Annotated in this window: 8 protein-coding genes; 2 read left to right on the forward strand and 6 right to left on the reverse strand. The window is 68.1% G+C overall.

Annotation, left to right across the window (positions count from 1 at the left end):
• Positions 1–58 precede the first annotated feature (58 nt).
• Together HDA44_RS23800 and HDA44_RS23805 are read left to right on the forward strand one after the other, a co-directional pair.
• Positions 59–892: an MmyB family transcriptional regulator gene (locus tag HDA44_RS23800; RefSeq protein ID WP_184837953.1), complete on the forward strand. Its 834-nt coding sequence runs from the start codon at positions 59–61 to the stop codon at positions 890–892.
• Positions 893–1,586: 694 nt separating this feature from the next.
• Entirely contained in the window at positions 1,587–3,497 is a 1,911-nt protein-coding gene (locus HDA44_RS23805; protein ID WP_238352531.1) for a CocE/NonD family hydrolase, read from the forward strand.
• A 145-nt stretch (positions 3,498–3,642) separates the two neighbouring features.
• Here HDA44_RS23805 and HDA44_RS23810 read toward each other — a convergent pair whose 3' ends face one another.
• From HDA44_RS23810 to HDA44_RS23835, 6 genes are read right to left on the reverse strand one after another with little or no spacing between them, the layout of a single operon-like run.
• A complete protein-coding gene (locus HDA44_RS23810) occupies positions 3,643–4,788 on the reverse strand; it encodes a glycosyltransferase (RefSeq protein ID WP_184837958.1) in 1,146 nt (381 codons plus the stop codon).
• A 12-nt stretch (positions 4,789–4,800) separates the two neighbouring features.
• A complete protein-coding gene (locus HDA44_RS23815) occupies positions 4,801–7,434 on the reverse strand; it encodes a glycosyltransferase (protein ID WP_184837960.1) in 2,634 nt (877 codons plus the stop codon).
• Positions 7,431–8,732, reverse strand: coding sequence for a nucleotide sugar dehydrogenase (locus HDA44_RS23820; protein ID WP_184837962.1), 1,302 nt, complete (start codon positions 8,730–8,732; stop codon positions 7,431–7,433). The genes HDA44_RS23815 and HDA44_RS23820 overlap by 4 nt, the downstream gene beginning before the upstream one ends.
• A gap of 25 nt (positions 8,733–8,757) precedes the next feature.
• Positions 8,758–9,963, reverse strand: coding sequence for an acyltransferase family protein (locus tag HDA44_RS23825; protein ID WP_184837965.1), 1,206 nt, complete (start codon positions 9,961–9,963; stop codon positions 8,758–8,760).
• A gap of 6 nt (positions 9,964–9,969) precedes the next feature.
• Complete coding sequence (gene wecB / locus HDA44_RS23830) at positions 9,970–11,022, reverse strand: non-hydrolyzing UDP-N-acetylglucosamine 2-epimerase (protein ID WP_184837968.1); 1,053 nt, start codon at positions 11,020–11,022, stop codon at positions 9,970–9,972.
• Entirely contained in the window at positions 11,022–12,023 is a 1,002-nt protein-coding gene (locus HDA44_RS23835; RefSeq protein WP_184837970.1) for a Gfo/Idh/MocA family protein, read from the reverse strand. The genes wecB and HDA44_RS23835 overlap by 1 nt, the downstream gene beginning before the upstream one ends.

A 12,023-nucleotide genomic window follows, 5' to 3' on the forward strand; every position in this document is an offset into this window, starting at 1 on the left:
TCGACCGTAGGTCTGGCAGTACCACCCAGGCGGTTGGGCGGGCGGGGATACTGGGCAAGTGAGTGCGCGACCGGAGTTGGGTGAGTTCCTGCAGACGCGACGGGCCCGGGTGCGGCCCGAGGACGTCGGGCTCAGACCTGGGGCTGATCGGCGCGTCGCCGGGCTGCGGCGCGAGGAGGTCGCGCTGCTGGCCAGTGTCAGCGTGGACTACTACGTACGGCTCGAGCAGGGTCGTGCCGGGAATCCATCCGTCGCGGTACTGAACGCGGTCGCCGACGCGCTGCGGATGAACCAGGCGGAGCGTGACCACCTGCGTACGCTCGCCTGCTCCGCCCCGCCCGCCGTACCGCCGAAGCCGACCGTCCGGCCGCAACTCCAGGCGATGATCCACGCGATGCGCGAACTGCCCGCGATCGTCGTCGACCGGATGAGCAACGTCCTCGCCTGGAACGACGCCGCCACCGCCGTGATCACCAACTTCGAGGACCCGTCGCGGCGGAACCTGGCCCGGTTGTACTTCCTGGACGACGACTCGCGCACGTACTACGCCGACTGGACCACCGTCGCCCAGGACGCCGTGGCACTACTCCGGCGCGCATCCGCCGAGTACGCCGATGACACCGAACTCCAGTCTTTGGTCACTGAACTCCGCGCCGCGAGCCCTGACTTCGACCGCTTCTGGACCTCCCAAGAGGTACAGAACCGATCCCACTGCCCCAAAACCCTCAACCACCCCACCGCCGGCGAACTCACCTTCACCATCGAGTCCCTCCAACTCCCCGGCGACCCCGACCAGTACGTCCTCACCTACACCCCCGCCACCCCACCCACCGCCGCCTGGCTAAACCTCCGCACCGCTGTCTCCAACCCACACGAGACGTTCACCTCCTAAACGCCCGGTTCCTGCCCCGCACACCACCGGCGAACCCGCACTTTCAGACGTGAACCCCTCAACCGGAGCGCCGCTCACACAAGCGGCCGTCCTGGTAGGCGCTGCCCTTCACCGCTTGCGGACAACACATTCACCACGCCCACACCGCAGCAACCAGCAGCTGCTCGCGCAGCGCACCCCACCCGCACCACCGCTGCAACCCACGAAACGTTCACCTCCCAAATGACCGGTTACTGCCCCGCACACCACCCGTGAACCCGCACTTTCAGACGTGAACCCCTCAACCGGAGCGCCGCTCACACAAGCGGCCGTCCTGGTAGGCGCTGCCCTTCACCGCCTGTGGACAACACATTCACCACGCCCACACCGCAGCAACCAGCAGCTGCTCGCGCAGTGCACCCCACCCCCACCACCGCTGGAACCCACGAGACGTTCACCTCTCAAGTGGCTGGTTACTGCCCCGCACACCACCGGCGAACCCGCACTTGCAGAGGTGAACCCCTCAACCGGTGCCGCTCACACGGGCGGTCGTCCGACGCCGACGATGGCGTGCAGTTGGCCTTGGTGGGTGAAGTTTTTCCCGTGTTGTTTACGGGAAGTGAGCGGGTGGGTGGGGATTGTGTTCAGATTGAGGCTTCACCTACCGCCCATAGGGGGAGATGCTCGTATGCGCAGGAACAGGATTCGGGTTGGGTTGGCGCTGGTTTTGGTGGCTGTGGTGGTGCCGGGTGCGTCGTTGTACGCGGTGGCGGCGCCCGCGGAGCCGGCGCGGCCGTTTGTTCAAGGCAGCAGTACGGTGCCGGTGTACGACTACGCGAAGGCGATCCACGAACGCGTCCAGGTCGACGTACCAAAACTCGACGGTGACGCGAACGGGATCACCGATCAGGTCACGGTCGACATCATCCGGCCGCGTGAGGCAGCCGACGCGGGGATCGACGTACCGGTGATCATCCAGGCCTCGCCGTACTACGCGAGTGACCCGGCCAACTACTTCGACGGCGTCGGCGTACGTCAGGTGTACGGCAGCTGGCTGGACAACTATTTCGTACCGCGCGGTTACGCCGTCGCGTTCGTCGACATGCCCGGTACGTTCCGCTCGACCGGATGCAGTGACGTCGGCGCCGACCTGGAGGTACTCGGCACCAAGTCAGTCATCGACTGGCTGAACAACCGCACCTCCGCCCACAAACCGGACGGCAGTGTCGCGAAAGCGGACTGGTCGACCGGCAAAGCAGGCATGATCGGCGTGTCCTGGAACGGTACGATCGCGAACTCGGTCGCCAGCACGGGCGTACGCGGTCTGCAGACGATCGTGCCGATCGCGGCGATCTCCAGCTGGTACGACTACACCCGCGGCTTCGGCGTACCGTTCTACGACGAGTACATGGGGTTCCTGCACGACTACGTCAGCAACGACGCGTCGCCGCGCTGCGCCGCGATGACGAACGAGATCGAGCAGGATTCCGACACCCGCACCGGCTCGTACAGCAGGTGGTGGGAGCCGCGGAACTACCGGCTGGACGCCTCGAAGGTGAAGGCGAGCGTGTACGTCGTGCACGGGCTCGGCGACGAGAACGTGAAGACCCGCCAGTTCGGCGAATGGTGGGACGAGCTCGCGAAGCGGAACGTGCCGCGGAAGATCTTCCTGCACCAGGGCGTGCACCTGGACGGGTTCAGTTTCCGGGACGAGTGGGTCGACAAGCTGCATCCGTGGTTCGACTACTGGCTGCAGGGCCTGAACAACGGTGTGATGCAGACTCCGCAGGCGACGGTCCAGCGGGAGGACGGCTCGTTCGTGGACGAGGCGCGCTGGCCGGCGATCGGTGCGCGGCAGACCACGCTGAAGCTGAGCAAGGCGGCCGGCGCGAAGGCCGGCGGGCTGTCGATCGCGACCGCGTCGAGCGACCCGGTCAGTTTCACCGGCACGGACAAGGAGTCGGCGGACACCGTCGTGCTCGACCCGACCACTCAGCGTACGGACCGCGCCGTGTTCCTGAGTGACCCGCTGGAGAAGGCGGTCCGGGTCAGCGGGACCGGGAAGGTGTCGGTTCGGGTCAAGGTCAATAAGGTTGCTGCAGGCATCAAAGCGCGGCTGGTCGACTACGGTACGGCGAACCGGTACGTGAACGTCACGAACGTACCCGGCACCCGCGTGTGCTGGGGTGGCGGGAACGCCCTCGACACCGGATGCTACGCGCAAACCCAGATCAATACCGCGGTGTCCGACACGTCGGTCGTTGTCCGCAGTCTGGCGGATGTCGGGCATTACAAATCCCTTTACAGCAAGGAATCTTTACGTTCCGATCGTTGGTATGACCTATCGTTTGAGCTGAATGCCGATGACGTGGTGTTTGCCGAAGGCCACCGTCTCGGGTTGGTGCTGACGGTCGAACCCGACAACCCGTCGATCCCGTTCGCGGGTGCGACGATCACCCTCGATCCGTCCCGGTCGTCTCTCACGCTTCCGCTGACGGGGTACACCGCTGCGCTTCAGACGGCGGAGGTGCCGCAGGCGCGGGTCCCGTCCACCCGCCTGGCTCAGCCCGAGCCGGAGAAGAATCCGGTCGAACTGATGAAGCAGATGGTGGAAGCCTCACGCTGAAAAGCACCGCCCGCCCCGACCTTCGGTCGGGGCGGGCGGTTCCAGTTGGAGAGGAGCACCGACAGCTGAGAGCGCGGTGCCGGCGGTCCAGCTCGCCGTAGCGGAGCGCGTGCTAGCGGTCCAGCTCGCCGTAGCGGAGCGCGTGCTAGCGGTCCAGCTCGCCGTAGGCGGTTACCAGGGTGGTGGCGTCGTGTTCCCAGTTGAGTTCGGTGGCGGCGGTGCGGACGCCGTCGGTGTAGGTGGGGTAGTTCTCGATTAGTCCGCGGACGGCGGCGGTCAGCGATTGTGCGTTGCCCGGTTCATACAGGCCGCCGAGTTTGTAGTGCGTGACGACGGCACGTAGCTCGGGCAGGTCCGCGGCGATCACCGGTACCCCGGCGCGCACGGCGTGGAACAGCTTGTTCGGCAACGCGAGCCGGTGGTTTTCGCAGGTGTTCGTCAAGGTGACCAGCGAGATGCCGTACGTGCGCAGCGTCTCGTCGACTTCCTCGATCGGGCGTTCGGCGACGGTCTCCACCGGGCCGAGATCCAGGCGATAGTTCGGATCCACCGAACCCATCAACACGGTCCGGAAGGGCGCCAGCTGACGTGCGGCCGCGACCACGGTCGGCAGATCGCGGCCCGCGCCGATCCGCCCGGCGTACAGCAATCCTTCCGGCCGGTCCGGCGCCGCCGGCACATCGTCCGCGCGCGGAAACGTGTTCCGGATGACGCGTACGTCGGCGAGCCCGCGACCGCGCAACCGCTCCGCGATCCCGTCCGACACGGTGAACACCACTCGCGCCTTGGAAGCCAGCTCGACCTCGTACCGTCGGCCGCGTGCCCGCCACAACGGCGTCGGCCGCCCCGGAAGTGCACGGTCGAACCACAGTTCATGGCTGTCGTACACCAGCGCGGCCGACCACTTCGCGGCGTACTCCGCGGCGAGCTCCAGCGTGTTGAAGTCATGCGCGTGCACTGCGTCGAACGGACCGGCCGCGGCCACCACCGGCGCCGCCGCGATCCGCCACTGCTTCTCGGTCCGGCTGCGGTGCTCCGGCAGCAACAGCCACCGGCCGAACCGCTTGACCAGCACCTTCGGCCCGTTCCGGCCGTGCCCGACTGCCAGCCCGCCGCTCCCGGTCCGCAGACCGGACGACCGCGACACCGACTCGACCGTGACACCAGGCCCAACTTCGAACCCGTCAGGGACATCCCGGCCGATCACGTGCAGCGTGTGACCGGCCGCGGCCAGCGCCGTCGCTTCCCGGAGGATGCGCGAGTCCCCGGCGATCGGGGACTGCGCGATCATCAGAATCCGCACTTACTCGCCGCCAGACCCGGACTTATGGCGGTCAAGTTCGTTGTTCAGGAACGGCAACAGCATCTCCACCGACTTCCGTCCGTCGTGCAGGTCGCGGACGTAACCTGGTCCCGAGTCGGCGATCTTGCGGGCCGTGTCGCGCTCGGCGACCAGCCGTTCGATCACCTCGGCGAGGTCGTCCGGGGTCGCCTCGGCGATCGGCAGGTCGGTCGGGAGCAGGTCGCGAACCGGGTCCGCGATGTGCCCGACGGTGACCCGGCCGGCCGCCATCGCCTCACACGCGAAGACGCCGTACGAACCGAGCAGCAACTGGTCGACCACGATGTCCGCGCTCTTGACCATCTCGGCCAGCTCGGAGTGCGGTACGCCCTGGACCCGGTTGTACTTGATCAGGCCCTTGGCATCCAGATCCTTCAGCACCGGGTCGACGTACGCGGAGCCCTTGAGCGCGCTGGCCGACGGCGCGTGCAGCACCACCGGTACCTCCCGCTCGAGCACCGGCTGAGTCGACGCGAAGCTCTCGACATCGACGGCGAGCGGCAGCCAGTACCCGTTGTCGACGAACTCCAGCAGATCCGGCGTGGTGACGAAGATCGGACCGTCGTAGTCCTCCAGGTGCCGGCGCATCAGGTTGTTCGCGGCCTGCAGACGCTCGGTCAGCTCGTCGTCCGGGTTCCGGAACGGCGAGAACTGGTACTGCCGGCGGTGCAGCTCCGGGTCGCGGATCTCGGACCCGTGGAACACCAGACCGTGCCGGATGCCGGCCTGGTCGAGCATCGGTACGTCGGTTGTCCACATCTGCCCACGCTGCTGACCGAACATCGGCCGGCCCGCCTCGAACAGCACATGCGTCACCTCGCGCAGCGCGTACGCCGTCAGCTCCAACTGCCAGCGCAGATCGGACCTGTACTGCCGGTAGGTGCCGGTGCGGTGTACGCGGAAGTCGAACGCGCCGCTGCCAGTGGTCAGCGACTCGGCCTTGACGCCAGGAACCTCACGCTCCAGAGCGGTTGCCCACAGCCACGCCTGACCCGCACTGTTGACCGGGCCGAGCAGCAGGTGCCGGCCGGTCTTGACGATCTTGCCGCCCGGACGGGTGATCTCGAGCGGACGCCCGGTCAGCTCGCCGTACAGCTGCCGCAGCTTCTTGGCCTGGCCGGACCAGGACACCTCCTCCTGGTACCCCGGGTGCACGACCCGCTCGCGGTAGTTGTCCAGGTCGCCCAGCACCGTACGGACCTTGCTGGCCAGGTCGTGCGCGTCGGCCGCGACGAAGACCTCACCGATCCGGGTGTAGTCGACGAACTCCTTCATGCTGGGCATGTCGCTGACCACCACGGGCAGCCCGGCGAACGCGTACTCGAACAGCTTGTTCGGCAGGGCCATCTCGTGGCTCGGGTAGCGCAGGATCGGGATCAGCCCGACGTCGGCGGTCCGCAGGAACGCGACCACCTCGTCCGGCTTCACCGGGTCCAGGCAGTGCAGACGGTCCTGCACCTCCAGCTCGGCGGCCTGCGCCTGCAGCTCGCGTACGGCGTCCGTCGCCACGCCAGGCACGCAGACGACCGCCAGATGCGCCTCCGGCAGGTCCACGAGTGCCTGCACCGCGGTGTGGATGCCACGCGCCCGGGTGACACCGCCGCTGTAGACCAGCAGCGGCACGTCGGAGGCGAGCCCGATCCGGCTGCGGATGTCGGACACCTCGACCGACACGTCAGCAGGGTTCGGCGTGTTCATCACCACGACCGGCTCGGTCCGCAGGTTGTGCTCCCGGCGCAGCCGGGTCGCGATCGCCGGGCTGACCGTGATGACCCGATCCGCCGAGCCGATGTACTCCCGCTCGTGGTTCGCCCAGGCGGCGATCGAACGCCGGGTCCGGGCACCGTACTGCGAGAGACCGGCGACGTACTCGTGCGCGTCGTAGACGACCTTCAGCGTCCGCCCGCGCAGCTTCGCGCGACCGGCGGCGCGGGTGGCGACACCGATCACGTGCATGTCGTGGGCGTGTACGACGTCCGGCTCGAGCCGGTCGATCAGGTCACCGAACGCGATCTCCAGGTCCAGCGCCTCCGGGTGCAGCTTGCGCCACGGCGCCGGCCAGGGCAGCCGGTGCAGCACCCCGTCGTACGCCCGCCAGCCGAACTTGAACGGGCTGTCCGCCTTGTTCCCGACACCCTTGCGGACCCAGGTGGCCCGCTCGGAGGCCTGCCAGCGGGCCCGGCGCAGCAGCCGGGTGGCGACCCCGAGCTTGAACTTGACCGGATTTCCCTGACCGCTCTTGGCCCGCGCGATCGCGTGCCCGGAGTCGGCCTTCAGCTCCTTGAGCTCGGCCTTGACCCGCTGACTGCGGGCCACGTAGGTCGAGCGGTTCTTGTAACCCACCATCGGCGGCCGCCAGTCGCGGCGAGCCTTCCGGCTTCGTTTCCGTTCCTCACGCAGTGCGAAGGGCACCGCCACCCGGACGATCAGCGCACCGTCGAGCATCTCCCTCGACGGCAGGCCGCTGGCCGAGACCCCGAGCACAGTCACCTCTGCTCCGGTCTCGGCCAATGCCGCGGCCTCCTTGCGGACCCTACTGTCGTTGGTGACGTCGTTCGCGACCATCATCACGACCCGCAGGTCGGCAGTTGTCACTGGCTGATCGACCTTCCGATCACAATCCGCCGCACGCCGGCCCACTTGGCCGCGTCGGTCCGGTCACGCCCGTCGACGAGCACCTTGACGCCCGGCAGGTCGGCAGGCGTGAGCTGCGCGTAGTCCGCGTGGTCGGCCTGCAGCACCGCCGCGTCCACCGCGGAACCCAGGGTGTACGGCGTGAAGCCGAGGCCCTGCAGTTCGGCGTCGGTGTACAGCGGGTCGTGCACGGACACTTCGGCTCCGCGCGCCTTCAACGCCTCCACGGCCGGGAAGACCCCGGAGAACGCGGTTTCCTTCACCCCACCACGGTAGGACGCGCCGAGCACCACGACCTTGGCGCCCTTGAGGTCGCCGTACGCGCCCTCGAGCAGACCGATCGTGTAGTCCGGCATGCCGGCGTTCGCCTCGCGCGCGGCGCGGACGACCGTCGCGTCCGGGTCGGTGTAGAGGTACAGCCGCGGGTACACCGGGATGCAGTGCCCGCCGACCGCGATACCGGGCCGGTGGATGTGGCTGTACGGCTGCGAGTTCGACGCCTCGATCACGGCGTGTACGTCGATGCCGTTCTGTCCCGCGAACCGGGCGAACTGGTTCGCCAGGCCGATGTTGACGTCCCGGTACGTGGTCTCGGCCAGCTTCGCCAGCTCGGCCGCCTCGGCCGAACCGAGGTCCCAGACACCGTTCGCGCGCTCCAGGTCCGGGCGCTCGTCGAAGTCCAGCACCGCCTCATAGAACGCGGTGGCGCGCTTGGCGCCCTCCTCGGACAGACCGCCGACCAGCTTCGGGTACTTGCGCAGGTCCGCGAACACGCGCCCGGTCAGCACCCGCTCCGGCGAGAACACCAGGTGGAAGTCCGTACCCTCGGTCAGGCCGGAGATCTCCTCGATCATCGGCTTCCACCGGCTCCGGGTGGTGCCGACCGGAAGGGTGGTCTCGTAGCTGACCAGAGTGCCGGGACTCAGGTGCTCGGCCAGGGAACGGGTCGCGTTCTCCATCCAGCCGAACTCGGGCTGACCGGTCTGCTCGTCCACGAACAGCGGCACGACCACGACGACCGCGTCGCTGTTCGGGATCGCGTCCGCGTAGTCCGTGGTCGCCCGCAGGCGGCCGTCGGCCACGGTCTCGGACAGCAGCTCCTGCAGGTGGGCCTCACCCGGGAACGGCTCCTGACCGGCGTTGACCAGCTCGACGAACTTCTCGTTGATGTCGACACCGACGACCTGATGACCCTTGGCCGCGAACTGGACCGCCAACGGCAGTCCGATCTTGCCTAAGGCAACAACACTGACACGCACAGCAACTCCACTAGGTAGTGATTCTTCATCGGGGGCCTCGGAGCTTCCGTTCCAGCGGGTGCTCCACGAACCGGTAGAGCAGCCACGAGGCGAAGATCGAAACGACGAGCACACCGGCGTACCAGGTCAGGTTCGCCCAGCCGATCGGGCCGGCCACACCGTGGTACTCCTTGATCGCGTACAGGATGGTGGCGTGCACCAGGTAGAACGCGTACGACCACTGGCCGAGCTTGACCAGCGGGGTGCTCCGCAGCAGTGACCGGCCGCCGCGGATGTCGCGGGCCGCGACCGCGAAGATCAGGAAGCCGTACAGCAGGGTCAGGACTTCCTTCTGGCACAGGCCCATGCTGACCGCGCCCGGGATCTCGGTCGGGTGCGAACCGGAGTACCAGAGCAGGTACAGACCGCCGCCGGTGACCAGGAACGCGAACCAGACCGGGATCTGCGGCCGCCAGCCGGACCGGAGCGCGATCGCCAGACCGATCCCGAACAGGAACGCCACCGAGTGCAGCACCGGTTGCGGCAGCACCGGCACTTCGGTCTTGTAATGGAACAGCGCCAACCGGTACGCGCACCCGATCGCGATCACCGCGAAACAGATGATCAGCCCACCGGCCACCTTCAGCCGCTGCGTGGCCCGCCAGACGAACGGGAAGTACGCGTAGAAGAACGCCTCGACCGAGAGCGTCCAGCCGGCCGGGTTGCCGCCGTACAGGATGGTCGGGTTGTTCGACCAGCCGTGCAACAGGAACGCGGACAGCACCAGCACGGTGACCGACACCGGCTTGATCCAGGACATCCCCGCCGGCGGGTCGACCCGGTAGAAGACGAAGAACGCCGCCACCAGGGTGAGGAAGTACAGCGGGAAGATCCGCGCGAACCGGCGCCGGTAGAACGTCCGGATCTTCGTACCCGGCTGGGCCGACCAGGTCAGCACGAAACCGGAGAGCACGAAGAAGAACGTGACGCCGGAGGTGCCGTACTTCAGGAAGTCGAAGATCGGCAGCGGTGCCAGGTTCGTCATGTGGTGGCAGAACACGAAGAAGGCCGCCCACCAGCGCAATCCGGTGAGCGACTCGACTCGTGGCAACCTCCCGCCGCGGGCCGGTGGACCGGTGTCCCCGACCGCGGTACTGACAGGCGCGCCGGCAGGCGGATTCGTCCCGACGCCGGCCGACCCGGGGGCTTCCTGGGTCGGCGGCGTCTGGTTCTCTTCGGCGGCCTTCGTCATGTAGGTCTACTCCGCGAGAGTGGCAACGACACGCTCGGCAGCGTGGCCGTCGCCGTAGGGCATCGGGCGTTCCCCCGTAGGAACAGGCCTGGCGGCCAACTCCGGCAGCTTACTCACGTCGGATGTCAGGACGTTCCACTCGTTGTCCAACGTCTCGACCCATTCGGTCTCGGTCCGCAGTGTGGTACACACCCGTCCGAGCAGGAAGGCCTCCTTCTGCAGACCCCCGGAGTCCGTCACCACCCCGGCCGAGCCGAGCACGGCCGCGACCATCTCCGGGTACGCGAGCGGCTCGCGGACGTGCAGCGAACCGTCCGGACGCTCCAGCTTGATGCCGTGCTCCGCGCACTTCGCGACCAGCCGCGGATGTGCCAGCAGCAGCACCGGCGCGCCCGCCGCGGCCAGACCGTCGACGATCGCGGCCAGCCGCTCCGGGTCGTCGGTGTTCTCGGCCCGGTGGATGGTGGAGACGACGTACTCACCCTGCTTGAACGGCAGGTCGAGCGGCTGGTCCTGGACCGCGTCGCGGACCCGGAAGCAGACATCCGTCATCACGTCGCCGACCAGCCGCGACTTGTCCTTCAGGCCCTCGTTCGCCAGGTGGTCCATCGCCACCTGGGTCGGCGCGAGCAGCAGGTCGGCCGCGTGGTCGGTGAGCACCCGGTTGTGCTCCTCCGGCATCAGCCGGTTGAAGGAACGCAGCCCGGCCTCCAGGTGCGCGACCGGCAGGTGCATCTTCACCGCGGACAACGTACCGGCCAGAGTGGAGTTGGTGTCGCCGTAGACGAGCACCCAGTCCGGCTTGTGCTCGTCCAGGACGGCGTCCATCGCGGCCAGCATCGCGCCGGTCTGGACGCCGTGGCTCCCGGACCCGACGCCCAGGTGGACGTCCGGGGCCGGGATCCGCAGGTCGGCGAAGAACACGTCGGACATGTTCTTGTCGTAGTGCTGCCCGGTGTGCACGATCACGTGCTGGTGCTCGGTGGCGGCGAACGCCTCCGCGACCGGCGCCAGCTTCACGAACTGCGGGCGCGCACCGACAACGCTGAGCACCTTCACTAGTGCGTCTCCCCCGCGACCGGCACCGTACGCGCCTCGGCGGCGGACTGGAGCACTGCCTCGGCGACCTTGACGGTGGCCAGACCCTGCTGCAGCGTGACGATGTCCGCCTCCTTGCCGAGTACCGCGTCCCGGAACGCCTCGTGCTCGGTCCGCAGCGGCTCCGGCTTGCTGATCGCGTACCGGATCATGTCACCCTCGCTGACACCACGGAAGTGCGCGACGTCGTCCCACGCGGTCGCGACCGTACCGTTCGAGTGGAAGGTCAGGTCGGCGAGCAGCGTGTCGGCGATGAAGGCGCCCTTCTCACCGGTGACGACGGTCAGCCGCTCCTTCATCGGGGACAGCCAGTTGACCAGGTGACTGGTGACGGTGCCGTCGGCCAGCTTGCCGGTCACCGCGATCAGGTCCTCGTACTGACGGCCGGACTTGTGCGCGCTCTGCGCGGCCACCGAGACGAACGGCGACTGGGTCACCCAGGCGGTCAGGTCGATGTCGTGGGTGGCCAGGTCGAGCACCACGCCGACGTCGGCGATCCGGGCCGGGAACGGGCCCTGGCGGCGGGTGGTGATCTGGTAGATGTCACCCAGCTCGCCGGCCTCCAGCCGGACCCGGAGCGCCTGCAGCGCCGGGTTGTACCGCTCGATGTGACCGACCGCGCCGACCAGGCCGGCCGCCTCGAACGCCTTCGCGATCTCGGTCGCCTCGGCGGTGGAACCGGCCAGCGGCTTCTCGATCATCGCGTGCACGCCGGCCTCGGCCAGCGCCTTCGCGGTCTCCGCGTGGTACTGGGTCGGGACCGCGACCATGCAGTAGTCGAGCTTCTCGGTGATCAGCTGCTCGATGGTCTCGTGCACCGGACGACCGCCGGCGACACCGAACTTGTCACCACCCGGGTCGGCCACCGCGACCAGGTCGACGCCCTCGAGGGACGCCAGTACCCGGGCGTGGTGCCGGCCCATCATGCCCAGGCCGATCAGGCCCGCACGCAGGTTCGCCAT

The sequence above is a fragment of the Kribbella solani genome, assembly GCF_014205295.1.
Lineage (GTDB): Bacteria > Actinomycetota > Actinomycetes > Propionibacteriales > Kribbellaceae > Kribbella > Kribbella solani.